The organism is Halolactibacillus sp. JCM 19043, from assembly GCF_001310395.1.
Classification (GTDB): Bacteria; Bacillota; Bacilli; order Bacillales; family Amphibacillaceae; genus Halolactibacillus; species Halolactibacillus miurensis.
Window position 1 is genome coordinate 1 of the sequence record NZ_BAXD01000034.1, and the last position, 25,836, is coordinate 25,836.

Here is a 25,836-nt window from a genome sequence, read left to right on the forward strand (position 1 = left end):
GATTTTATAAGCTTTGTGAAGTAATAATATGGTTGATTTCATGATATTGTTCCACAGTAGCTCAGTGGTAGAGCAATCGGCTGTTAACCGATCGGTCGTAGGTTCGAGTCCTACCTGTGGAGCCATTTTGCTTCCATAGCTCAGTGGCAGAGCACTTCCATGGTAAGGAAGGGGTCGTCGGTTCAATCCCGACTGGAAGCTCTCTATTTTCATACTGGCCCGTTGGTCAAGCGGTTAAGACACCGCCCTTTCACGGCGGTAACACGGGTTCGAATCCCGTACGGGTCACCATTATATGTTGGAGGATTAGCTCAGCTGGGAGAGCACCTGCCTTACAAGCAGGGGGTCGCAGGTTCGAGCCCTGCATCCTCCACCATCTTGCCGGCCTAGCTCAATTGGTAGAGCAACTGACTTGTAATCAGTAGGTTGGGGGTTCAAGTCCTCTGGCCGGCACCATTTTAATATGTTGGAGGGATAGCGAAGTTGGCCAAACGCGGCGGACTGTAAATCCGCTCCCATCGGGTTCGTAGGTTCGAGTCCTACTCCCTCCACCATTTTAAATTATATGTTAACTTAGACAGTGAACTTATTCACTGTTATTTTATTGGGCTATAGCCAAGCGGTAAGGCAACGGTTTTTGGTTCCGTCATGCGTTGGTTCGAATCCAGCTAGCCCAGCCATTTAAGAGCCATTAGCTCAGTTGGTAGAGCATCTGACTTTTAATCAGAGGGTCGAAGGTTCGAATCCTTCATGGCTCACTCTTGTTGTGGGGCCTTAGCTCAGCTGGGAGAGCGCCTGCTTTGCACGCAGGAGGTCAGCGGTTCGATCCCGCTAGGCTCCACCATACATATGAGTCAAAAGGGTTGGACGTTACTATAATGTCTGATCCTTTTTTATAATCAATTATTACCACAGTCGCTTTTGGCTGTGGATTTTTTAAAAATACTGAAGAGTCCTTAACAAAAACCTATACTCATGGTATAGTGAATGTTTGTGAATAGTAAATAAATAAGACTGAGATATAGAGCCTGTCAATGACACCACATACACCACATGTGATGATGGTGAAAAATAAGAGAATAAGCTATAGGAGGCCGACATGAGAAAACAAGGATTTGATCCACAAAAGTACATCGAAGAACAATCAAAATACATCTTAGAACGCGTCCATCAGTTTGATAAGCTGTATTTAGAGTTTGGCGGCAAGCTCATAGGTGATAAACATGCTAAACGTGTCTTACCAGGATTTGATGAAGATGCAAAAATTAAGCTACTACAAAAGTTGAAAGATCAAGCCGAAATTATTATAACGGTGTATTCAGGTGATATTGAACGTAATAAAATTCGTGGCGACTACGGAATTACGTACGAAATGGATGTCTTTCGCCAAATTGACGAACTCCGTGGATTTGGTTTAGAAATTAACAGTGTGGTGATTACACGCTATAATCATGAACATTCAACGGATGTGTTTATTAGCAAGCTAGAAAGACGTGGGATTAAAGTGGCTACCCATGTGGCTATTCCGGGGTATCCTTCGGCGGTTGAGAAAATTGTTAGTGAAGAAGGCTATGGTATGAATCCCTATGTTGAAACAACGAAGCCAATTGTGGTTGTAACGGCTCCAGGACCAAATAGCGGGAAGTTAGCAACGTGTTTAAACCAACTTTATCATGAACATAAGTTAGGTAATCATGCGGGTTATTCTAAATTTGAAACATTCCCGGTCTGGAATGTGCCGCTTAAACACCCACTTAACGTAGCATACGAAGCAGCGACCGTTGATTTAAAAGATGTGAATATGATGGATTACTTCCACTTTGAGGCCTATAACGAAGTCGCCGTAAACTATAACCGTGACCTTGAAATGTTCCCGGTTGTTAAACGAAGTATTGAAAAGATTACCGGTAAAGAATCGATCTATCAATCCCCGACGGATATGGGGGTTAATCGGGTAGGTTTTGGTATTACGGATGATGAGGTCATTAAGGAAGCATCGAGACAAGAAATCATTCGCCGACATTTCCACACAGAATGCGATTATAAAAAGGGCTTACTGGATGAAGAAGTCGTCAATCGAATGAAATTAATTATGGAAGAACTTGAATTAAAAGAAGAAAACCGTGTACCCGTTATACCGGCAAGGGAATACGCAGAGAAATTGAAAACAGCCGATAACAAAGATAAGGCCGCGGTGATGGCTTTTGAATTAAATGACGGCACCGTTATTACTGGCCGAGGTTCTAACCTTATGGATTCTTGTTCGGCGGCTATTTTAAATGCGATTAAACATTTAGCTAATATTGGTGATGAGATTTTCTTATTATCACCGATGATTATTGAAACAATGAAAGATTTAAAAACAGATAAACTGCATAGTAAAGTGACGACACTAAATGCGAATGAAGTATTAATCGCTCTAACGATTGGCGCAGTCACAAATCCAACGGCCCAACTGGCAGTTGATAAATTACATGAATTAACCGGTGTACAAGCACATTCTACCGTCATGTTAAGTAAAGATGATGAACAGATTTTAAAGCGACTCGGTATTGATGTGACAAGTGATCCAATCTATCCATCAGAAAACTTATATTACATGTAATGTTAGGAGACGACTATATATAGTCATACGAATGAAAACAGAGTTACAATCATCTCTTTGGTGATTATAAGTCTGTTTTCTTTGTTTATGAAGCATGTGTGTCATGATTATGAGAGAGGGATGAGAAGTTGTTAAGAAAATAAGGAAAATTGATGGATAATCTCTCAAGCGTTTAGAAGATATGCTATAATGGGTCTATCTGTGATTCTAAATGAAGTGAGTGGTAATCTATGAAAAGAAGGATGTGGCATCATGCTTGGTGAGGGATTTTCGTTATTTAATTTATTGCGTTTTACGGTTGATATTGCCCTTGTCTGGTATGTGTTTTATAAACTCATTATGTTGCTTCGGGGAACGAAGGCAATTCAACTACTAAAAGGTATTTTTGTTGTTTTTATTATCTATTTGATCAGTTATTTCTTGAACTTGCAAACCGTTCAAGTCATGATTGAACAAATTATCGTGTGGGGACCACTGGCGGTCATTATTCTCTTCCAGCCAGAGTTAAGACGGGCACTTGAACAGATTGGTCGAGGTAGCTTCTTTAGTCGTAACCGACGCTCAGAAGAAGAGATCTTCCATGAGTCACTCGATGCGATTATTAAATCAGTCAATTATATGGCTAAACGTCGTATTGGGGCGCTTATTACGATTGAGCGTGAAACAAACATGGGTGACTTTATCCAAACCGGTATCCCTGTGAATGGTCAATTAACCCATCAATTATTAACGAATATTTTTGTGCCAAATACACCGTTACATGACGGTGCTGTCATTATGAAAGGGAATCAAATTATTGCGGCAGCTTGTTACTTGCCGCTATCAGAAAGCCCGTTCATCTCAAAAGAATTAGGCACGAGACACCGGGCGGCAATGGGCATCAGTGAAGTAAGTGATGCACTGACGATTATTGTATCGGAGGAAACAGGGCATGTGTCATTGACAAAAAACGGTGAACTTTACCGTGATATTGATGAAAAACGCCTCATTGATCTATTGTCAAAGGAATTGGCGCCTGAATTAGAGAAAACCTCAACCTTTAAACAATGGAGTTGGAGGGGGAAAAAGAAATGAATGATTGGTTAAATAAACCGTGGGTCATTCGTGTGATTTCACTGTTCTTAGCAATCTTAACATTTTTAGTGATATCATTCGATAATCAAGATACGCGTAATGCAGATGTTGGGAGCTTTGATTCCATTTTTAATAATTCAAGAGAAACGGAAACATTAGATGATGTGCCGGTTAATATTGTGATTGACGACGAGAAATACGTGGTCAGTGGTGTACCAGAGGTCGTCACAATGTCACTGACGGGGACAGTCAGTGTCGTGCAATCGACCGTCACACAACGCAACTTTGATGTCTATGTTGATTTAGAAGGGCTCTCACCCGGCACACATACGGTGCCGATTAAGCATGACGGTGTATCAAGCCGCATTGATGTGAGATTTGAACCGGAAAATATTGAGGTAACGATTGAAGAGCGTGGAAGTGGTACTTATGATGTCTCTGTTGATTATAGTAACCTCGATCAGATGTCAGAAGGGTTTGAAATTGAATCAGCGACAGTCATACCTGAAACGGTTGAAATAACGAGTGCGGAGAGTGTCATTAATCGTATTTCTAGTGTTAAAGCTTTTGTCGATGTAGAAGGTATTGAAGAATCCATGACACTAACTGATGTCCCGGTTCGAATCTATGACAATGAAGGTAACCAAATGAATGCAAGGATTGAACCGAGCACAGTGACGGTTGAATTAGCCGTCATTAATCCAAACAAAGATGTCCCCATTGATGTGACGACTTCTGGTGAGTTACCGGAGGGTGTGCGTCTTGTCGAGACATCTATTCAAACAGATAACGTGACTGTCTTTGCCCCATCAGATCAACTGGCAACTATTGAACGAGTGGAGACAGCGCCGATTGATTTGTCAGAGGTCACAGAAACGACGACACTGGATGTGACCCTCCTTGTCCCAGATAATGCGACAAGTTTAAGTCAAGAGACAATCGAAGTGACGATTGAAGTGGAAGAAGAAACAGAAACGACATTAGATGATGTAGATATCACCATTGATAACGTAACCGATGGATTAAATGCGACATTTGTGAGTCCTGAGAGTGGCAGGGTTGTGGTCACTCTTAGAGGCTTTCCCTCTGACCTTGATGAGGTTAATGTTGATCAACTCGACTTGGCCGTTAATGCGAATAATCTAACCGAAGGTGAATATAACCGCCCGTTAGAGTATAATCAATTAGATAATATCCAAGTAACATTGCCCTTAGAGGATGTTACGATTCGATTAAATTAGGTACATAAATAAAGGAGCGAATTTCTTATGGGAAAATATTTTGGTACAGATGGTGTCAGAGGTGTAGCTAATAAAGGCTTAACACCTGAACTTGCCTACAAATTAGGACGTTTTGGTGGCTTTATCTTGACGAAGGAAACAGAACGTCCGCGCGTGTTAATTGGGAAAGATACACGTATTTCAGGTGATATGCTTGAAAATGCCCTCGTTGCTGGACTGCTTTCTATTGGAGCAGAAGTCATGCGTCTTGGTGTTATTTCTACACCAGGTGTTGCTTACCTGACAAAAGCAATGTCAGCAGAAGCAGGGGTTATGATTTCAGCTTCACATAATCCAGTAGAAGATAATGGGATTAAATTCTTCGGCTCAGATGGTTTTAAACTCACTGATGCACAAGAACTAGAAATTGAAGCTTTAATCGATCAAGATGAAGATACATGTCCTCGTCCAATCGGTAAAGATTTAGGTCAAATCAATGATTACTACGAAGGATCACAAAAATACTTACATTTCTTAAAACAAACCGTCGATCACGATTTTGATGGTATACGCGTCGCCCTAGACTGTGCCCACGGAGCGACATCTTCACTTGCCACGCACTTGTTTGCAGATTTAGATGCGGATGTTTCAACCATTGGGGCGTCTCCAGATGGCTTAAATATTAACGATGGTTACGGGTCGACACATCCCGAGAAACTACAAGCGTTTGTACTTGAAAAAGAAGCGGATATTGGTCTTGCTTTTGACGGAGATGGTGACCGTCTTATCGCCGTAGATGAAAAAGGTCAAATCGTTGATGGTGACCAAATCATGTTTATCTGTGCTAAATACTTTGATAGCATTGGTCAACTTAATGAACATACGGTGGTATCTACTGTGATGAGTAACCTAGGCTTTTATAAAGCTGTTGAAGCAAATGGTATGAAGAGTGATAAAACGGATGTCGGTGACCGTTATGTCATGGAAGAAATGCGTCGTGGGGGTTATAACTTAGGTGGAGAGCAATCAGGGCATATCATTTTCCTTGATCATGTAACAACAGGAGATGGGATGTTATCAGCTCTTCAGCTTGTGAATGTGATGAAAGAAACAGGTAAGCCTTTATCAGAGCTTGCTGCTGAAATGGAGAAGTTTCCACAAGTTCTTAAGAACGTGAAAGTCGTCGATAAGAATCAAGCGCTTGTTGATCCATACATCCAAGAAGCGATTAATAAAGTAGAAAAAGACATGGGTAGTGATGGACGTGTGCTTGTTCGTCCATCAGGAACAGAAGAACTCGTCCGAGTGATGGTTGAAGCGCCAACAATTGAACGTTGTCATGAAGCGGCAGATCCTGTTGTGGCGATCATTGAACAACGTTTAGGATTAAAACCAGAATAATGATAGATACACCCAATTAACTAAAAGATACAAAAGAGTTAAGAGGTTGTGATGCCATATAAAAGCATATAAAGAAAGGGTGTCGCATAACTGCGACACCCTTTTTAAATAGCTTCAGCTTATACAATCAGATAAGCAAGCTAAGTGTTGGCTCAATAATTATTTAAACCATGCTTTAGCGAACTTGTTACCGACAATACCACCAACAACCATGAAAATTAAGAAGATCCAGCCTGATAGTGAGAACTGTGCGATTGGTGTATAAAGTGCCCCAACGTTACACCCGTTAGCAAGACGTGTACCAAAGCCCATCGCCAGGCCACCTAAGGCGAATAAGATAAGTTCACGCTTCGTTAAGTGCATTTCTGACATAAACGTTTGTTTGAATTTATTAGCTGTTAGTAAGAAGAAAATCGTTCCTAACATAATCCCAACGTTTTGTGTATTAACGGGATGACTAAAGAATGGCGCGCTATAATGTTCTGGTGCTCCTGAGGTGAAAGTAGCTAATGCTTCAGGTGAAAAACCAAACAACATTAAGAATTTACCGAACCAGAAACCGTAAGGCGTTGAAGCACCCCATCCTGACTTTGTGACACCCATTAATAAAGCAAATATTAATGTTATGACAACAGCGCCTTGTTTTAATGTCCAAGGACGAACAAACAGACGATGATATGTTTCTGATGAGAAAAGACTATAATCTTTCGTATCAAATGTATTGGGTTGATCTTGTTGCGCTTCGACAAAGTGACCAGAATACGTTTTATTTTGTTTGCGGTAACGCTCATACTTGAAGCTAAGGAACACAACGATACCACAGAAAATCGCCGTCAGCACTAATGCTCCGATAAAACCATTTAAACCATCCCACTTAAAGAGGTCTGGTAAGAAGACGCCACTTTCAAATGTAGCAGAGTTAAACCAAGTTGTTGTAACAAATTCACTGTTACGTTGAATAGGAAAACCTAAGAAGACACCCATACCAAAGAAAATTAACGTAACAAAGGCGCGTGGTAAGGCGGTGACTAAATCCGTGAGCACCCCACTCGCACAACAAGCTGAGAAAGACATACCGAAACCGAACAGAATCGCGCCTGCAATTAACCCTAAGTTAATGGGGTTAATCCAAAGACCGAAGGTCGTTGGATCACCATTTAATAAAAAGGCGGTTGTGACAAGTGTTGAGATAAAGAACATAAACATTAACGTGCGTAATAATTTCGTTGATCCGGTTGTGTAGGCGCGGTTAACACTACCCGCAAATCCAGTGTAGGCACGTGATAGTGCATAACCTAGTCCAAGGCCAACTAACAGACGGAAAAATAACATCTCTGTTTCTAAAAAATTCGCTCCCCATAAAATGACGACGGCTAGAAAAATAAAACCGAACACTGGCTGCATGTGAGATACAGAGGCTGTTTTCACCTGTGTTTTTGACATACTCATAAAACGTTCTCCCCTTTATAAAAAATATAATGTGATGTATTTCACATTTATTATACCCCTATCCCTAACCCTATTTCAACGCCTTGTGAATAAAGTTCATAATTTGTACACTTTTTCACATATAAAGATTGAAAAGTGTTGATTGAATCATGAGCGTAGAGACCTCGTCACTTTAGTTAAGGTTGGTTACTGGTCACGTGTCACTTGAACAGCTAAAGAGACATATGCTAAAGGTACGAAGGATGATGGATATCATAACGGATGAAGAGCTATTTCATTATATTAAAAGAACTACCAGATTATGAAAAATACTATTGAAAAACTTATTAACTTTCGATAAAATAGAGAAGTCGTCTTACGGCACAGTCAAAGATAGAAAGGTGGATAGTAGGAAGAATGATACAGCGCCAGAACTACACGGAAGGTGTAGTTGACGAGGAGGAGGAGTATCGAACGTTTCGGCGGATGCCTCCCGGTTGTCTCTCCAACCGAAAGCTATAAATAAAACAAAAAGGCGACTTTTTGGCTAATATTTATAGTAAGAGTACTAAACTTATAAAAAGAGAAAGGGGTAATAAAAGCCCCTTGGAACAGATATGGCTTTTTATTACCCCTTAATTAGGAGGAAATAAAAGTTATGTGCGGAATCGTTGGTTATATTGGAACAGATAAGACAGTATCGGTGTTATTAGATGGGTTAGAGAAGCTAGAATACAGAGGCTATGACTCAGCAGGGATTGCGACATTAAGCGATGAGCAAGTAAACCTGTTTAAGGTCAAAGGACGTATCCAAGCGTTACGTGATAAAGTAGGGAATCAAGGTGAATCAATGATCGGTATTGGTCATACGCGTTGGGCAACACACGGTGAGCCGTCAGAAGAAAATGCTCACCCTCACCAATCGCAATCAGGTCGATTTACTTTAGTGCACAACGGTGTTATTGAAAACTACTATGAATTACGTGATGAGTATTTAACAGACATCACACTGACAAGTGAAACAGACACAGAGATTATCGTTCAACTAATTGAGAAAAAATACAATGAAACAAATGATGTTTTAAAAGCTTTCACAGAAGTCATGGGTATGTTAAAAGGTTCTTATGCGATTGGTCTACTAGATAAAGAAAATCCAGATCTTATTTATGTATCAAAAAATAAGAGTCCGCTCCTTGTAGGACTAGGTGATGACTTTAATTTAGTCGCGAGTGATGCGATTGCCACATTAAAACAAACAAACACTTATCTAGAAATTGAAGATGGTGAAATTGTCTTAGTTGAAAAAGAACAAGTCCGCATTCAAAAGCTTGACGGGACAGCAGTTGAAAGAGAACCTTTCATCGTTGAAACCGATGCGGCTGATACAGAAAAAGGCACATATGATTACTTCATGATGAAAGAAATCGATGAACAACCATTTGTTATGCGTAAAATCATCCAACAATATCAAGATGAATCAAATAACATTAAAGTAGAACAAGCTGTAAGAGATGAAATGGGGAAAGCTGATCGTATTTACATTATCGCAGCAGGTACTAGCTATAATGCTGGTTTAGTAGGAAAGCAAATTATTGAAAATGTCGCTGGTATTCCTGTTGAAGTACACATTGCGAGTGAATTCTCATATAATATGCCACTACTTTCTGAAAAACCATTGTTTATCTTTATTTCTCAAAGTGGTGAAACAGCGGATTCACGTTCTGTGCTTGTTCAAACACAAGCAATGGGACATCCGTCAATCACGATTACAAACGTACCAGGTTCTACCCTTTCTCGTGAAGCGGACTATACATTACCGCTTTATGCTGGACCAGAAATTGCGGTAGCTTCAACAAAGGCGTATACAGCGCAGATTGCCGTGCTTACGATTTTAGCGGTCGACACAGCAAAAGCAAAAGGTAAGACACTTACCTTTGATCCATTACAAGAATTAGCGATTGTTGCCAATGCTATGGAAACATTGACTGACCAAAAAGAAGTATTTGAACAAATGGCGCTCGATCTATTTAAAGATACACGCAATGCGTTCTATATTGGTCGCGGTGTCGATTACTATGTTGTACAAGAAGCATCACTTAAACTTAAAGAAATCTCTTATATTCAAGCAGAAGGCTTTGCTGGTGGTGAATTAAAACACGGAACGATTGCCTTGATTGAAGAAGGCACACCTGTAATTGCCATTGCGACACAAGAGAATGTTAACTTATCCATCCGTGGTAACGTACAAGAAGTAGCTGCCCGTGGCGCTAACACATGTACCGTAAGTATGGAAGGCTTAGAAAAAGATGAAGATCGTGTGGTTCTTCCACATGTTCATCCATTGTTAACGCCACTTGTAAGTGTTGTACCAATGCAGCTCCTTGCTTACTATGCCGCTGTACAACGTGGTTGTGATGTTGATAAGCCAAGAAACCTTGCTAAGTCAGTTACAGTAGAGTAAGTTATTTCTGAGGTTAGTAGTTAGTGTGGTTTTATAATAAAGATTGATCGTTTAGAACAAAGTTTGATCATTTATAATAAAGATTGATCATTTATAATAAAGTTTGATTAAAATAACCTCTTCAGATATGATATCTGTAAGAGGTTATTTTAATATTAGGAGATGAAATAATGGCAAAAAGAAAGCGAATGTCATCTACTGAAAACAAAATAAAGAAGGGTTAATGGTGAAGGTCAAGGTATAGACTATAAGCCTTGGATTAACATTCAAGATGTTCCCTCTTTAGGGCGTGCTACACGCTTAAAAGGAATAAAGATTCCTAGACAGTTTGAATTTCTGTCAGACTTGGAGCGAAACTACTTTTATTTGTTGGAATATTCAGATAAAGTAATTGATATTAGAGAACAATACCCGTTATTACCGTTAGATGATACGCTTTTGATTGCAAAAGAATTGGGTTTGAAGCATCCGATAGACCCTAAAACAAAGGAACCGATTGTTATGACTACAGACTTTTTAGTCACTATGAATAATGGAACAGCTAACATGCATGTAGCTCGAACGTTGAAGTATAAAGATGAACTAATGACTGAGCGAACGCTAGAAAAGTTTGAAATTGAACGAGTATATTGGGAAAAACGAGAAATAGATTGGGGTATTGTAACGGAAGGTGAAGTGTCTAAAGTGATGGCAACTAACATTGCTTTTGTCCACAGTTACATACGGTTGAATGACATTGAAGGCTTTGATCAATTAACATCTGTAGAGATAGATGAGATGGTTGTCTACTTTGTGCAAAGGTTAATGGCTGAAGATCAATCTGTTAAACAAATTGCTAGAATCTATGAACGGGATTTTGGAATGCCATCAGGTAGTGGTCTAGCCTTGTTCAAACACTTAATTATAACGAAAACGATTAAAATAGATTTATTATCAAAGCTGAACGTTGAAGACATTGTGCAAGTAAAAAGTATTCAACAAGATTTCTCAGAAAAAGTGAGGGCCTTATGATTTATAACAACCAAGTGTACCAATACGTAGACAAAGAAGGTAAAAATCGAATTCGTGTTATCTCAATAGACTCAGCAATATTGTATTACGTTGATTTGCATGGGGGAACTGCTATGCCCAAAAAAGCAACAATAGAAGATATGGAAATAGAAATAGAGAGTAATGTATTAATCCCTATCTCGGATCCATTTTTAAAGAGTTATGCAGAAGAAGATTTAACTGAGAAACAGCTAGAGAGACGTAACCTAAACTGGGAGATAGTATTTAAAGCATGGAGTCAATCAAAAGAGTCTATTTTGAGTAAGAAAAATCGTAAAACTGCTTTTCTTGAGATTGCTGAAGAGCATCAAATTACTGAACTTAAAGTGAAACGACTATTTACGCGTTTCTGGCAACGCGGCTTAAATAAAAATGCTATGTTACCCGATTACATGCATTCTGGTGGCAAAGGGAAAGTTAGAGAGTTGTCTCAGGAGAAAAAAGTAGGACGACCAAGGATTTATGGAGAAGAAGAACAGGGAATCAATATAACAGAAGATGTAAAAAAGCAGTTTAGACATGTGATAAAGAAATATTATAGAAAATCAGAAAAGCTTACGTTAAATGATACTTATCAATATCTGTTAAAAGAATTTTACTCAAATAAATATCATGAAGGAGAATCTGTAAAATATAAGGTTTGGGATAAATCAAAGGTTCCAACCTATAATCAATTTTATTATTGGTACAAAAAAACAGAAGAGCCACAGTTAGATATCCAATTGCGATATAGCAAAAAAGAATATGAGCTCAAACATCGCCCAATACTAAGTCACTCTGCGCTGGAAACTGATGGGCCAGGAACACGATTTCAAGTTGATGCGACGATTGCGGATATTTATCTCGTTAGTTCATTTGATCGCAACCTAATTATTGGGCGCCCTGTTATTTATGGCATTATGGATGTTTATTCGCGTTTGATTACTGGTGTTTATGTTGGGTTAGAGGGTCCCTCTTGGATTGGTGCGATGATGACACTGGATAATATGACAATGGATAAAGTTGAATTTTGTAAGCAGTATGACATTGATATCGATGAATCTGAATGGCCCGCACATCATTTACCAGAAACCATTATTGCTGACAGAGGGGAATTTGAAGGTTATGGTGTTGAACAATTAATTAACAATTTAAACGTTAAAATTGAAAATACTTCTCCTTATCGTGGTGATTTAAAAGGAATTGTAGAGCGTCAATTCAGAACAATTAACGAGAAGATTAAACGTAAAGCACCTGGTGCTATTCAGAAAGAATTCAGGGAACGAGGAGATCGAGATTATCGGTTAGACGCTAGTCTTAACCTTGAAGAATTCACGAAAATTATTATTCATTTAGTCTTGAATCATAATCAGCGAACCATTGAAAAGTATCCATTAGAGAAGGCGATGATTAAGGAGCATTTGACACCTTCTCCGTTAAATCTTTGGAAATGGGGTCTTTCAAACAGGAAGGGTTCTCTTCAAACGGTTCAAAATCGTAGTATTCTAAGGCTTAATTTACTTCCAAAAGGAAAAGCGCGAATTACAAGAGCAGGAATTAAATTTAAAGGATTGTCTTATGGTTCTGATAAAGCACTGAATGACCAATGGTATTTAAAGCGAAAGAGTGAACGTATAGATGTCGTTTATGATCCGAGATCAATGGATAAAATCTATATTCCGTATATTGACGGAAGAGGCTTTGATACGTGTTACCTATTAGAGATGAGTTCTCAATATAGAGGTGAATCATTAGAAGAAATTGAATTCTATCAACAGATGTTGCAGGAGTTAAAACAGGCAGAAAGCTTAAACAAAGAGAAGAAAGATTAAATACTGATGAAGAAATTGAGTCTATTATCAAAAAAGCTGTCAAACAAAAGAAAGCAAATGCTAATGTATCAGCAACAAAGGGTGAAAAAATCAAAGATATTCGTGTGAATAAAAAAGCAGAAAAAGCGATGAATCGCCAAAAGGAATCTTTTGATTTGAACCAAAACAAAAAGGAGTCGCCTGCTCAAGTAGTTTCAATTGAAAAGGAAAACGAGGAGGTTGAACAATCAAAAACGTCTTCAAGCTTAATGGAAAAACTTCGCAAGAAACGAGATGAGGAATTTGGAAAAGATCAATGATTTAGTTCTAAAGGGTACATTTAAAACCGCAACGTATGAACAACAAGTTTTGTCAGAATATAATAACAATCCTTTTATAGAAGCTCTCCCTTCGATATTTAACGAAGACGATGTCTTAGAACGCTTTATGGTGACCCCGAGAATTAGTGAGACTGATAAAAAGAGCGAGTCTAATATTCGATATCACATTTTGAAAAGAGTAAGAAATTTTATTCAACCTTTACCTATTCACTTTGAAGTTGAACGCCGGTTATCAACTTTAATTAGAAGAGGCTATCTTGCTAGGAATCCTTTAGATAAAACTTTTTTAGAAAGAATTCGCGTATTACATGCATTAAGAGAAGAACAAGAACTGGCTCATAAACACATTGAGGATCGCTTGAATTATATTCGTTCAACAGCAGACAGTTTATCAATTATCGGTATTTCAGGGATTGGAAAAACAACGGCTATTGAGAGGCTCTTACTTATGTATCCACAAGTTATTAAACACGAAACATACGCAGGTCAACCATTTAATCGAACGCAAATTGTTTGGTTGAAAATTGATTGTCCCTATGATGGTAGTTTATCAACCTTATGTAAAAGTTTTTTTAAAGCTATTGATGATTTATTAGGTACCCGTTACTTAGAAAAGTATGGCTATTTGAATCGTGTAACATCGACGATGTTATTACACATGACTTCTTTAGCAACCATGTTTGGTATTGGAGTTTTGGTGATAGATGAAATCCAGCATTTGCTACACTCTAAAAATGATCAAGAAGAAATGTTGAATTTCTTTGTGACATTATCAAATACAGTAGGCATACCAACTGTGTTAATTGGGACATCTAAGGCTCAACAATTGTTTAAGGGGAATTTTAGGCAGGCAAGAAGAGCATCAAGTGACGGAGCGGTCATATGGGATAGAATGGCTGAAGAAAGTGAAGAGTGGGAGTTCTTTTTAGAAACGTTATGGAAGCTACAGTGTCTAAAGACGCCAACTACGCTTACTAATGAACTGAAAGTAGCATTCTATAGAGAGTGTCAAGGAATCACAGCCGTTGCGATTAACTTATTCATATTAGCTCAAGAACGGGTTCTATTTGACGAGGGAAATCCCGAAGAGATTCTAACACCACGTGTGTTAAAGAAAACGGCAGAAGAGGATATGCAGACACTACAGCCAATGTTAAATGCCATTCGTAATAATAATTTAGCAGATATGATGAAATACGAAGATATCATGATTAATCTTGATGAGGTTATGTTAAATCACAAGAGAGATACTGAAATAAGCGGTCGTATTAAAGAAGCGTTTAAAGAACGACAAAACACGATTGATTTAAAACGAAAAGACATTATTGAAAGCTTATCAATTGAAGTAGCTGCACTCGGTATATTTGAACATTTAAGCAGTCAAGATATTAAAACACTTTCGACAAAAGTTGTAGAGACGTACCCTATAGATGTAGATGTCTCAAAGTTAAAGTCTGAAGTTATCCAGAAAGCAATTAAATTAAATGAAGATAAGAACAGTCAAAAAGAAACAGCTAAACTAAAAAATATAGAAACGTTACCTTTGTTAAAGCTAAGGAATCAGGCGTTAAATAAAAAAGTACATCCATATGATTATTTAAAAGACAGGGGTTACATTAAAACGCCAATTGAAGAGTTCTATTAGGGGGTTAAAAACTTGTTGCCTTTCTTTACTGAACCTTATCCAGATGAATTAGTTTATTCAATGATTGCACGCTACCATTTTTATAGTGGGAATATTGATTGCAAAGATACTTTAGAAGAAGTATTTCAAAATCGTTCTGCTATCCCTAGCGTGGAAATTGGTAGCCACTTTGATGCTTTAGCTCATCAAATGGGGAGTGCCTATTCTGCTGAATATTTACTGGCTAAACATACGGTATATCCTTACTATGCGCCTTTTTTATCAGAAAAACGTCAAGGCGAAATTCTTCAAGATGTGAAAGGCGATGGTAAAGGACTTTACACACGGTTAGGGATAATCGCTGGTAGTATATGCAGAAGGAAAGGCTTATATTATTGTCCGTGTTGCGCTAAAAATGATATAGAAAAATATGGTGAGCCTTATATTCATAGAGAACATCATTTACAAGGCATTGATTTATGCCTCATCATGGCAATCACTTAAGAAAATATCCTGTTGTCCTTAATACACGAAGTCGAATTGAATTTGTTCGTTTTGAATCAAATAAAATGGATTTGCATTCCATTGGTGATAATAGTGAAGAACAACAGTTAAGGATAGCTAAAATGGCTTATCAGCTTTTGATTAGTAAAATAGCTTTATCATCGCGTGAGCAAACGTCAAGTAGGTACCGAGCGTTGCTTAGAGAGAGGAATTATATCACATCGGCAAACCGCGTACGACAAACAGATCTCTATCAGGACTTTAATAGGGTATATTCACAAAAAACACTTAAAAAATATCAGTCTATTTTAATTGAGAGCGATGAATACAGCTGGCTAAAAGTACTGACCCGTAATATCGAACGCCACGTTCATCCATTGCGGCACTTATTGTTTATGGATTTTTTAAATGTAGATTATGAGGCTTTATTGAATAAAAACCGAGATAATGGTCCTTTTGGTGAAGGACCGTGGCCGTGCTTAAATAAAACAGCTTCTCATTATAAGAAATTGGTTATTAATAAAGTTCTTGTTTCTAGAGACTCTAAGTCTGGTTTGCCAATAGGCACCTTTATATGCGGATGTGAATTTGTATATTCAAGAAAAGGACCTGACAAAATAATGAATGATATATACGATATCGGCCGAATTAAACGCTTAGGAAGTGTTTGGATGGCCGAACTAAACACATTGGCGAAAGAAGGCTATAGTTTAAGAGGAATGGCGAAAAATTTAGGTGTTGATGCCAAAACAATAAAGAAGTATTTAAATCAACAAATTGAGGCACAAAATGAACCTAAGGCTACTGATACGTTGACTGTCCAGCGGTATCGCAATCAATTAATAGAAGGGATAAAAGCCTATCCTAATCAATCAAGGACCGGAATAAGAAACTTATTTCCTAGTGTTTACATGTATTTATATCGGCATGATCGCGACTTTCTATTTTATCATCTACCAACAAGACGTAAAGGGTTTGTGAAGGGGAATAATGTAAATTGGGAGATTCGAGATAACAACTATTACAACGCTATATTTAACCTTAATAATGAGCTGAGAAAGATGGAAAAGCTATTACGTATAACACGTTCCCTTGTTGGAAAAAGATTAGGCATATTAACGAATTTAGAGAAACATATTGATAAACTGCCCAAAACAAAGATATTACTTGAAGCAGTAACTGAATCGAATCAAGAATTCCAGATTCGGCGTTGTTGTCGTATTATTGATGAGCATATAAATCAATTTAATGAGGTTGCCTTATGGAAGGTGCAACGAATAGGTGCGGTAAGATCGAGTCATTTTGCGGTAATTAGACCTGTACTTGAAGAGTATATCTCACAAAAGAGAAAGGAGACAAAACATGAAGAAACATCATATTAAAATCTCTTGGCCATTTCCAGACAACGAAGATGCCCAGTTGATTTGGATAAGTACCCCTTTTAGATACAATAATAAAATGATGATTCATGCCTATTTTAGCCTGAAGGGTGAAACAAAGAAGATTCGCCTTGATTGGGGTAGTTTACCTTTTTTAGCTATACAACATTATTATCAAAATGGAGTTTTATCGGCTAGTAAGCCAACAAAGGATTTGAAGGATATAGAAATAACAATTAATCCTAGTACGGTACATTATTATGAAAGAGAATGGGCTATACAAGGCTCACCAGATATAGATATTTCACAAAGTTACAATTTTACTTTTCAAAACCAAAAAATTGTACTCCCACTCATTGAAGTTATTCGAAGTGTTTTAGCACCAAATGTATTCCTTTTATACCGTCTGTTTGAATCCAATTCATTTCCTCAGTATTTCACAGAAAGTGCAGATGCAGATATGTTTCATCTTGATTTTTCATCGCAATACGAATTGACATATACCCGCCCAGAATATTTATATCAGTTGTTATGGCTATTAACTAATCAAGATGTACGTCAAGTCTATGAAAATATAGCTTTTGCTTGGATTCAGACCAACTCAATAAAGTTTGATTGGGATTTTAAACAACCGATTACGATTACTGCGCGTGTTAAAGAGAACCGTGGTTATTTAACAATTCTTCAAATATTAAAAGTGAAAAATAAACAAATACCATATCAGCGAGTATCAATCTCACATCCTGAATTACAGTTAAGAGAAAAGTCAAATCAACCCAAAAAATACACATTTCATCGCCTTTCTTCAAGTAATAAAGATGATGCGCTCTTACTTGATCAACAAGTTGATGGATCTCACCAAGGCATGGAACTTGTTCAGATGAATCAACAAAAGCATGAATACATAACGATACCAACTATAAAAAAGCTTAAGAGGCATACGACAAAAGAACGAAATCAAATAGATGAGAATACAAAGAAATACTATGGAAACACGGATAATATTCGTTCAACGGCAGATGTTGGTGGTTCTAGGTTGACTAGAGGTTTAGAGCACCAAATGCTGCAGGACATTCAAGTTCAGGGAGATTTAAAAGACTTTATCAATTTATTAAAGGTTCTTGAGTCCAATCAAGAGGTGCTGTCTATTCGTGTAGCAGTAAAAGAGTTACCACAGGGAGTTGGTAAGCGGAAGTTTGCCAAGCTGAATGATGGGATTACGGATAGGAAATGCATCATTGCGAATGTGAAAATGAAGGGTGGTCAATTATATCAAGTAATTGAGGTAGACCGCGAAAATAAATCTTTATCTACAATAATTTTATCGTCATACAAAAAGCAAAACTGGGAAGAAATACACTATCAATTACTACGTAATCTTGTTCTCAATAGTGGTTCGTGGACAAGTCAATCGTTAAATAGGTTGAATAACAAGGGGATAAGTGTTATGAAGTCTAAACACAGCAAAAAAGGAATAAGGCATCGAGCAATGTTAATGCTTGAGAAATTAACTTGATTACTTAAGTGAAATGAATCACCTAAAGAATAGATAAATTTACCTTTTCACCACTTAAGTTAGAAAAGGAATGTTATAATTGGTGGTATTAATGGTTGATTATATAAAATAACATATTAGTGTTACATAAATATCGTTGCACTATTCTTAAATACGGCTCTTTAATATTCGTTTTAAGATGAATGAGAATATGTAAACATTAAGTGATTAATACTTCGTATATTTGGTCATGTACCGTTTTGACCCAAAAAGTGTTCAAAAGTACTTGACGGTGACAATATTAAAACTAGTGATTAAAGGGAGTGGGGATTTATGTATTTACATAGTTTGAAATTATGGAATTGGAGAAAATTTGCGGAGAAAGATAATAATGAAGCTGGTATTGAGGTTGAATTTAAAGAAGGATTAAATATTCTAGTTGGAGAGAATGATTCAGGTAAAACAGCTATTATAGATGCTATTAAGATGGTGCTGGGTACAAATAGTAATGATATAAATTGGATTACAGAACAAGACTTCTATGAAGGGAGTACATTATTGAAGATAGAGTGTGTATTTCGAGATATGAGTGAAGAGGAAGAAACATTTTTCTATGAGTGGTTGACCATACAATCTCAAAATTCAGAATTGCGCATCGTTTTAGAAGCGGAAATTTATGAAGATATTAATAAACAAAAGAAAATTAAAAGGAATGTTAGAGCTGGTACAGAAGGTTTAGAAATGGTAATGGATGATTCAGTTCGTCATTTGTTAGCGGTGACATATTTAAAACCATTAAGAGATGCAACTATAGAAATGGGTTCAGGGAATAGATCTAGAATTGCTCAAATTATTAAAAATTTAAAAGAATTTTCTGAGGATAGTTTACAAAAGAAGGAAGTTGTAGATAGTTTCACAAGTGCTTTTGATGAATTAAAAGAAGTTTTGAATGATCCGGTCTTAAGTAAAATAGGTGCTACTATAGATGAATTTTTTGAAGGGAATAATAAGAAAACTCCCGAAATCAGAAATAAAGAAATGAGTTTTCAAGAAATTTTGAGAAAGTTAGAGTTGAATATAGGAGAAAAAGGTATAGGGTTAGGAAGTTCTAATCTATTATTTATGGCTGCTGAACTTTTACTGTTGAGTGAAACGGAGATTGGTCCTAAGATTGCTTTAATTGAAGAAATAGAAGCTCATATCCATCCACAGGCACAATTACGTGTTATAAAGCATTTTGAGAAAGATGTAGAAGAAACTAACATCCAATATATTTTCACATCACATAGTCCAATTTTAGCGGCTTCAGTTTCTTTAGAAAATATACCTTTATATATAACGGTCAAGCTTTTCCGATGAAAAAGGGCCATACTAAGTTGCATAATAGTGATTATGATTTTTTAGAGAGATTTTTAGATGCAACAAAAGCTAATTTATTTTTTGCTAGAGGTGTCATTTTTGTAGAGGGAGATGCAGAAAATTTATTATTGCCTGCAATTGCTGATGTTATAAATCGCCCATTATATAAGTATGGTGTTTCAATAATAAATGTGGGAAGTTTAGCCTTTAAAAGGTATTCATCTATTTTCATAAGAAATAACGAAGGAAAGAAAATGAATTTTCCTGTATCTATAATAACAGATTTGGATCTAAAGCCTATTGAATTCTTCAAAGGAGAAATCTGTTATTTTAAAATTAATTCGGAACATAATCAACAAATTGCTGAATTATATGAAGCTCAAGAAGTTTCGTTAGAACTTGAACAAAATATTTATATTCAAATTTCAAATTTAATTTCAAAATCAAAAACTTTGTATGGAAAAGGAGTAGAAGAAAAATATTATGGACAAAGAAAAAAAGATAAATTTAAAAGAAATCAGCGATAAAATAATTGAGATAGTCCAACCAATAGATTCATTTTTTGAAGAGAAAAAAGATAAGGAAAGAAAAAAAGTGGAAGATAAATTCTATCATAATGTGGAAAGAACAAAAGTATTTATCTCACAGCCTTGGACTTTAGAACATTCGATAGCAAGTAGTGATCTAATGGAAGATTTTGAAGATATTTTATTAGAGACGCATTATTCAGAAACAGTAAATAGAGAATCCGTAAAAGATAAGTGGAAAAGTGAAGATACTGAGGGAGAAAGAGCAGTTTCAGTATATTCTTTTTTATTAGATAAAAAGATTTCTAAAGCAATTGTTGCACAAAAATATGCTAATTATCTTTTACATAATAAAGAAGCAGTAAGTAAAACAATATTAGAAGATGCGTCATTAAAACATTTGGTTAATGCTATCAAACATGTTACAGGGGGAGAAAATAGTGGTGTTTAGTAAGGAGGAATATAATTTAGTCGAAGATATTTTGCTAAATGGTAATCATTTTAATAGACAACAAAGAGCCTTTATCGAACTATTTGAATCAAAAATAATTATAGCTAGTCCTGGGGCAGGGAAAACTACATCGTTAGCGGCAAAAATAATATTGTTATTAAGATATTTATATGAAAATGGTAGTAGAGATGGTGTATGTATCATCACGCATACAAATGTTGCAGTTAATGAGATAAATACAGCACTTCAAAAAGCTGGAATTAAGAGTGTTTCTCACCCACACTTTATAGGGACTATTCATGAGTTTTTTAATCGTTTTTGTGTGACGCCGTATTTCAAGAAAGAATATGGCCATAATGCACTCGTTTTTGGTGGACCAGAAAATAACGATAAACAATTTTATAAACGATATATAGGAATAAAAAAATCATGGATAAAGCAAGAAAAATTCAGAGGATTTCATAAAAGCATTGTTAATAAAATTTATAATAATCCAATTTTTTATAATGAGAAATCAGAAAAAATAGATATGATAAATAGAGATAATTGGGCCAAATTTGAAAAGTATAAGCAAGACATGATAGAGGCTAAACTCTCTCGTAAAATGAGAGGTTTTTTACAATATGATGATACCTTTTTATTTTCTAAATTATTTTTAAATGATTTGAAATTCAAGAGTGTTATAAGAAATAGATTTAAGTATGTTTTTATTGATGAATTTCAAGATACGACTGTAGAGGGAATAATATTATTAAAAGAAATTTTTAATGACCCAAAGAATGTCATACAAATGGTGGGAGACCCTTATCAAACTATCATGTATGAACAACCTATGCCAACGCTTCAAGAAAATCAACTTTATCGAATGAATTTATCAAATCGCTTTGGAAATGCAGTTGCTTTGCCTTTAAATCAAATTATGCCTGAGGCAAATATTCAAGTGAAAGAAGGAAAAGAATCTTTCAAACCAATTATTTTAGTATATCAAGAGGAACAATCAATATACCCTGCATACAAAAATATATTAGATGAATACGAAAGAGAAAATTCTATATTCAAAGAATGTGATAAGGCTGACAAAGTTTTAATTAGAAATAAAGGTTGGGCTTCTAGAGTAAAAGAAGGAGTAACTTACTCGAAGAAAAAGACTAATAAACGAATTTCTAAAAATGTTCAATTAAAAAACTTAATAATCGATTTTATATGTGGCGAAATTATAGATGAACAAATGCAACCGCAAGACTTAAAAGAATGGGTTATAAATCATCCGAAAATTCATGAAATGAACAATATATTATTAAATATATTAAAGTGTAATTTAAATGATGATAGAAAAAAGCAAATTAGAGATATAATTAATTGTTTATTGACTGAGAAAAATCAAGAAACAATCAATGTGAATAATTCATTGTTTCGAGAATGCGAGAGTATTTTACATTCAAATGAATATATTGAAGAGAATACTTCAAAAGATATTAATGATATATTCACCATCCATTCAGTTAAAGGAGAAACTTTAAGATCCGCTCTTATAGTGAATTTTGATAAGGGCCCTCTGGTTGATATATTACTTCACCAATATGGTATTTTAGATGAAATTAATTATAAGTATACAGATAGGAATTTATTGTATGTAGCACTAAGCCGAGTTACGTGCTTGTTTGTATTTGCCATTCATGAAGATGAATTAACAGATGAAGCAAGAGAGAGACTAAGTATTCATTGGATTGTGAGAGGAATTAATTAGTTATGGATTATCGTTGAGAGGTGAAATATGAATCTTTATAAAAAGCATAATTATAAAAATGTAACTGAAGAAGACTGGTTAGAGTATGAAAAAATAAGAGAATCTGAATATATATTTCCCACATCTACAGGGATTAAAGGTAAGTTAGGGAAGAATAAGTTTCGCAATTATCCTAAATCACTTAGGCATTATAATAGTTTATTTCCTAATAATTATTTGGATATTTCAGAATTACAAAAAGAAATTGAAATTTATCAAACAATAGAATACTTCGAAAAACTATTAAACTCTAGCCCTAATGAACAACATATATTAAATTTTATTAACAAAAATGAAAATTATTTTATTATAGCTTCTATATTTAAACACTATAATTTTGGCCATCAGGGAGCATACTTATTTAAAGAATTTCCACTGAATACGCAATATAGAGTAGATTATTTACTAGTGGGTAAAGGGTCGGGTGGTTATGAATTTATATTTATTGAATTAGAACATCCTTCTAAAAATCCTTTTAAAAATAATGGTACAGAATTAAGTCAGTATTATCAAAATGGTATTAATCAAGTTAAGAGTTGGGAAAGATTTTTAAATCAACAATTTTCTAGTTTAAAACCTCAATTTAATGAGGCTAAAAAAAATAATGAACCCCTTCCTGCTGATTTTATTAATAATGATGGTACTCGTAGACATTACGTTGTAATTTCTGGAAGGAGAGAGCATTATGAACAAAACTCTGACTATTCATACGCTATTAGAAGATATGAAGAAAAAAGTTCTCAAATAAAATTACTTCATTATGATAATTTAGTTGATTTATCAAAAGAATTAATTGGTAAAAACACTTACTAATATTAAGAGGGGAATTAATTTTTGTGAGATTGACTTATGTAGTTAATACTTATAACATGGATTATCGGATTGTGTAAAGAGAAAGTTCTAAACAATCCTTAGCTACTGGGGGGCACCGCTATAAATATTAAAGTATAACGATTGATTAATGAATAAAATCATGAAAGACCTTGATTTTACAGTATTCTCAAATTAAACTCGTTATAAACGCCGGGAACTTAGGTTATAATTTAAAAGTTTGAGGGAGGTAATATTTTGAACAATTTTATGAGTTACATAAATTATCAGCTAATTTTAGAATATGCAAAGAATAATGATCAGCGAGAATACTATTTACAAAGAAGACTTATTGAACCATTTATAAAATCCATTGTCCCAGAATTGTATATAGAAGATATTTCGGTGATTAGACAAAGTGCTAACACAAACAGACACAATCGTACAAAGTATTGTGGATTAAATAATGAAGAAAAAAACACACCACCTGACTTATTAATTGTAAAGGAATGGAACTATTACAATGTGGAAAATAAATTGGATTATAGAGGAGTCATCGAAGTTAAAAGCCCATTTTCTAAGCAAGATTATTATTATGAAATTACAGATAAAAACAAGGATGAAAGACTTTATCCCTACGAATTTAAAGAGTACGATGAACTCATTAAAAGTAAAATATCTTGGTATTTGACGGCAACTGAGAATGATCGTGTGATATTAACAGATGGATTACAATGGGACTTTTTTGAAAAAAATAACATTGATTTGAACTGTAATGAACTTATGCCAATAAAAAGGTTTAAGTTAGTAAGTTTAATAAACGAAGAAAAAACAGATAGTAAATTAAATACCAGTGGTGAAAAGATGAAAAAAATAAAAACAACGTGGGAATGGTTTGAAGATGATAGAGTATATAATGAATTAGTTAAATATATCTTCAATTTTTTAGAGAATAAAATCTTTAAAAAAGCTTATGAAATAAATTGATTCTTTGTTCATTGGAGAGTTAGATATAAAGTTATTGGAATTGATCATTTAATACTTGGGATAATTTAGCTTAATGTGGAAAATGAAAAAAGAAATATAGATGTTGAAGGCATAGTAGATAACGTATATGATTTACCGATAGCAAGGACATTGATATTGTATTATTAGATTCAATGTTATACTTTTATAAAAATGCTTTGGATAAAGAGACAGCATTTGTAAATGAAATACTTACTGAACTTAGAGAAGGCGGAGTTGTCGTGAATTGTATTTTAAGAGGAGATTCACGGGAAAGGACTTTGAAAAAAATTATTAAAGATTCTCCGTTTGAACGGGAAATATTAACTGATGTTTATACGGAGTACAGTGAAGCTAATGCTGAATTTCATCTACGTGCTATTAAAAAAGGAAAAGATATTGGAATAGCTAGTTAAGTTATACCAGCTAATAGTAGAAAGTGACTATTCCAGACTTAGACACGTTTGTTGCAGATAAACAATATTAATTGATCAAACTTTATTATAAAGAATGCACAGTACTTCATAAATAATTAGTCCGTGTTGATCAATCTTTATTCAAAACGGGAGTTTTTCATTTAACGTCAAATGTTGGGTTGCTTGGTGTTTTTGATCAAACTATATTCCAAAGCTACACTTAGTTGATCGTTTAGATCAAACTTTGATCATTTATAATAAAGTTTGATTAGAATAACCTCTTCAGATACTATATCTGTAAGAGGTTATTTTGTTGTGAGTAGGAAGGTATAATTAAGGTAATCAATGGATGGGTTTAGTTGAACCCCTATCTCACAGTCGATGTCAAAACTAATTTCTCCGTTTTAATATCAGTAATCACGGGAAAAATAAGCGTATAGTAGATAAAATAGGAGGGGTCGTGTGCTATTGTTTAAACGTTCAAGTGTTATAATGCTTTTACTTGCCTTGGTTTTGATTACGGGGTGTGTTAATAGCAATGAACAAGTTGTAGAGAAACATGAGAAAAGTGCAGGTGACACACCCACTGAAAAGGAAGATAAACCGCTAGAAGCGGATAAAGAACCATTGACCCAAACGCGGGCTTTAGAGATTGAAGCAGCTTTTTTTGATCAACTCTATACACCAGAAACGGTAGGTAAGACGAATGAAATTAAAGCTTATCAAAGTAAAGAAGCATTAATTGAAGCAACATTAGCGATTGCGAGTCGAGAATTAGTCACACAACACGTAGATGATTATTACCGAGAAGAAGATGGTTCTCTCTATGTTGTACCGAAAGATGGACCAGCTAAACTCTTAAGTGACTTACCTGTATCAATCAATCGAGTGGATGAAGACACTTATCATGTGAGTCAGCAAAATGAAAACGAATTACGTGGGCCATATATTTTAACAGTTGAATTTTCATGGATAGATGATGCATGGAAAATGACTGATCGGATATTTGAAGTAGATAATTAAAGCATAGTTGTAGCAATCACTCTATTAATAGGCAGTGATTGTGATGTGTGATTGAAAGGATGTGTGATAGTGGCCTTCATTGTTCTA

21 protein-coding genes and 9 tRNA genes are annotated in these 25,836 nt (G+C 35.5%); 29 read left to right on the plus strand and 1 reads right to left on the minus strand.

All coding sequences use genetic code 11. The features are described 5' to 3' along the window. The first annotated feature begins 50 nt into the window (after positions 1-50). From JCM19043_RS13020 to glmM, 13 genes are all read left to right on the plus strand, one after another. Positions 51-125: transfer RNA gene (locus tag JCM19043_RS13020), tRNA-Asn, on the plus strand. Positions 126-129: 4 nt separating this feature from the next. Further along, a tRNA-Thr gene (locus tag JCM19043_RS13025) sits at positions 130-201 on the plus strand. A 15-nt stretch (positions 202-216) separates the two neighbouring features. Further along, positions 217-291: transfer RNA gene (locus JCM19043_RS13030), tRNA-Glu, on the plus strand. A gap of 9 nt (positions 292-300) precedes the next feature. Beyond that, positions 301-376, plus strand: a tRNA-Val gene (locus JCM19043_RS13035). A gap of 4 nt (positions 377-380) precedes the next feature. Beyond that, positions 381-456 (plus strand) — tRNA-Thr (locus tag JCM19043_RS13040). 12 nt (positions 457-468) lie between these two features. Further along, a tRNA-Tyr gene (locus JCM19043_RS13045) sits at positions 469-554 on the plus strand. Positions 555-605: 51 nt separating this feature from the next. After that, positions 606-680 (plus strand) — tRNA-Gln (locus JCM19043_RS13050). Between the two features lie 5 nt (positions 681-685). Further along, a tRNA-Lys gene (locus JCM19043_RS13055) sits at positions 686-758 on the plus strand. Positions 759-768: 10 nt separating this feature from the next. Beyond that, positions 769-844: transfer RNA gene (locus tag JCM19043_RS13060), tRNA-Ala, on the plus strand. A 255-nt stretch (positions 845-1,099) separates the two neighbouring features. Then, positions 1,100-2,605, plus strand: a complete 1,506-nt coding sequence (locus tag JCM19043_RS13065; RefSeq protein WP_062323131.1) for a DUF1846 domain-containing protein — start codon at positions 1,100-1,102, stop codon at positions 2,603-2,605. A 252-nt stretch (positions 2,606-2,857) separates the two neighbouring features. After that, complete coding sequence (gene cdaA / locus JCM19043_RS13070) at positions 2,858-3,679, plus strand: diadenylate cyclase CdaA (protein ID WP_062323133.1); 822 nt, start codon at positions 2,858-2,860, stop codon at positions 3,677-3,679. Continuing rightward, the gene (locus JCM19043_RS13075) at positions 3,676-4,920 is read left to right on the plus strand and encodes a YbbR-like domain-containing protein (RefSeq protein ID WP_062323135.1); all 1,245 of its coding nucleotides are present in this window, start codon (positions 3,676-3,678) and stop codon (positions 4,918-4,920) included. The genes cdaA and JCM19043_RS13075 overlap by 4 nt, the downstream gene beginning before the upstream one ends. A gap of 27 nt (positions 4,921-4,947) precedes the next feature. Then, entirely contained in the window at positions 4,948-6,300 is a 1,353-nt protein-coding gene (gene glmM / locus JCM19043_RS13080; RefSeq protein ID WP_062323137.1) for a phosphoglucosamine mutase, read from the plus strand. A gap of 159 nt (positions 6,301-6,459) precedes the next feature. Here the strand turns inward: glmM and JCM19043_RS13085 are convergent, their stop codons facing one another. Beyond that, positions 6,460-7,749, minus strand: coding sequence for a YeeE/YedE family protein (locus JCM19043_RS13085; RefSeq protein ID WP_231631556.1), 1,290 nt, complete (start codon positions 7,747-7,749; stop codon positions 6,460-6,462). A 637-nt stretch (positions 7,750-8,386) separates the two neighbouring features. Between JCM19043_RS13085 and glmS the strand changes: the two genes are divergently transcribed. The 16 genes from glmS to JCM19043_RS13155 all read left to right on the plus strand — a co-directional run bounded on the left by glmS (position 8,387) and on the right by JCM19043_RS13155 (position 25,749). Further along, positions 8,387-10,189, plus strand: a complete 1,803-nt coding sequence (gene glmS / locus JCM19043_RS13090) for a glutamine--fructose-6-phosphate transaminase (isomerizing) (protein WP_062323139.1) — start codon at positions 8,387-8,389, stop codon at positions 10,187-10,189. Positions 10,190-10,534: 345 nt separating this feature from the next. Continuing rightward, positions 10,535-11,200, plus strand: coding sequence for a TnsA endonuclease N-terminal domain-containing protein (locus JCM19043_RS13095; protein WP_231631557.1), 666 nt, complete (start codon positions 10,535-10,537; stop codon positions 11,198-11,200). Between the two features lie 113 nt (positions 11,201-11,313). Beyond that, the gene (locus tag JCM19043_RS13100) at positions 11,314-13,050 is read left to right on the plus strand and encodes a Mu transposase C-terminal domain-containing protein (RefSeq protein WP_369813880.1); all 1,737 of its coding nucleotides are present in this window, start codon (positions 11,314-11,316) and stop codon (positions 13,048-13,050) included. A 104-nt stretch (positions 13,051-13,154) separates the two neighbouring features. Continuing rightward, the gene (locus JCM19043_RS19045) at positions 13,155-13,349 is read left to right on the plus strand and encodes a hypothetical protein (RefSeq protein WP_369813881.1); all 195 of its coding nucleotides are present in this window, start codon (positions 13,155-13,157) and stop codon (positions 13,347-13,349) included. Next, positions 13,324-15,015 carry an ATP-binding protein gene (locus JCM19043_RS13105; RefSeq protein ID WP_062323140.1) on the plus strand — a complete coding sequence of 564 codons (1,692 nt, stop codon included), beginning with the start codon at positions 13,324-13,326 and terminating at the stop codon, positions 15,013-15,015. Before JCM19043_RS19045 ends, JCM19043_RS13105 begins: the two co-directional genes overlap by 26 nt. Before the next feature lie 12 nt (positions 15,016-15,027). Further along, positions 15,028-15,498: a TniQ family protein gene (locus JCM19043_RS17830; protein WP_231631558.1), complete on the plus strand. Its 471-nt coding sequence runs from the start codon at positions 15,028-15,030 to the stop codon at positions 15,496-15,498. Next, positions 15,474-16,880 (plus strand): TnsD family Tn7-like transposition protein, encoded by a 1,407-nt coding sequence (locus JCM19043_RS13110; RefSeq protein ID WP_231631559.1) that lies wholly within the window; start codon positions 15,474-15,476, stop codon positions 16,878-16,880. Before JCM19043_RS17830 ends, JCM19043_RS13110 begins: the two co-directional genes overlap by 25 nt. Further along, positions 16,861-18,393, plus strand: coding sequence for a Tn7-like element transposition protein TnsE (locus JCM19043_RS13115; RefSeq protein ID WP_062323143.1), 1,533 nt, complete (start codon positions 16,861-16,863; stop codon positions 18,391-18,393). The genes JCM19043_RS13110 and JCM19043_RS13115 overlap by 20 nt, the downstream gene beginning before the upstream one ends. Positions 18,394-18,705: 312 nt before the next feature. Further along, the gene (locus JCM19043_RS13120) at positions 18,706-19,731 is read left to right on the plus strand and encodes an ATP-dependent endonuclease (protein ID WP_062323145.1); all 1,026 of its coding nucleotides are present in this window, start codon (positions 18,706-18,708) and stop codon (positions 19,729-19,731) included. After that, positions 19,728-20,258, plus strand: a complete 531-nt coding sequence (locus JCM19043_RS13125) for an ATP-dependent endonuclease (protein WP_062323147.1) — start codon at positions 19,728-19,730, stop codon at positions 20,256-20,258. Before JCM19043_RS13120 ends, JCM19043_RS13125 begins: the two co-directional genes overlap by 4 nt. Beyond that, complete coding sequence (locus JCM19043_RS13130; protein WP_062323149.1) at positions 20,215-20,709, plus strand: hypothetical protein; 495 nt, start codon at positions 20,215-20,217, stop codon at positions 20,707-20,709. Before JCM19043_RS13125 ends, JCM19043_RS13130 begins: the two co-directional genes overlap by 44 nt. Beyond that, complete coding sequence (locus JCM19043_RS13135) at positions 20,699-22,456, plus strand: UvrD-helicase domain-containing protein (RefSeq protein WP_062323151.1); 1,758 nt, start codon at positions 20,699-20,701, stop codon at positions 22,454-22,456. Before JCM19043_RS13130 ends, JCM19043_RS13135 begins: the two co-directional genes overlap by 11 nt. Positions 22,457-22,483: 27 nt before the next feature. Further along, a complete protein-coding gene (locus JCM19043_RS13140) occupies positions 22,484-23,308 on the plus strand; it encodes a Shedu anti-phage system protein SduA domain-containing protein (protein ID WP_062323153.1) in 825 nt (274 codons plus the stop codon). A gap of 255 nt (positions 23,309-23,563) precedes the next feature. Continuing rightward, on the plus strand, positions 23,564-24,292 hold the full coding sequence (locus JCM19043_RS13145) for a hypothetical protein (RefSeq protein WP_062323155.1): 729 nt from the start codon (positions 23,564-23,566) through the stop codon (positions 24,290-24,292). A 173-nt stretch (positions 24,293-24,465) separates the two neighbouring features. Then, complete coding sequence (locus JCM19043_RS13150) at positions 24,466-24,726, plus strand: hypothetical protein (RefSeq protein ID WP_062323157.1); 261 nt, start codon at positions 24,466-24,468, stop codon at positions 24,724-24,726. 462 nt (positions 24,727-25,188) lie between these two features. Continuing rightward, positions 25,189-25,749 carry a hypothetical protein gene (locus JCM19043_RS13155; RefSeq protein WP_062323159.1) on the plus strand — a complete coding sequence of 187 codons (561 nt, stop codon included), beginning with the start codon at positions 25,189-25,191 and terminating at the stop codon, positions 25,747-25,749. Positions 25,750-25,836: the final 87 nt, after the last annotated feature.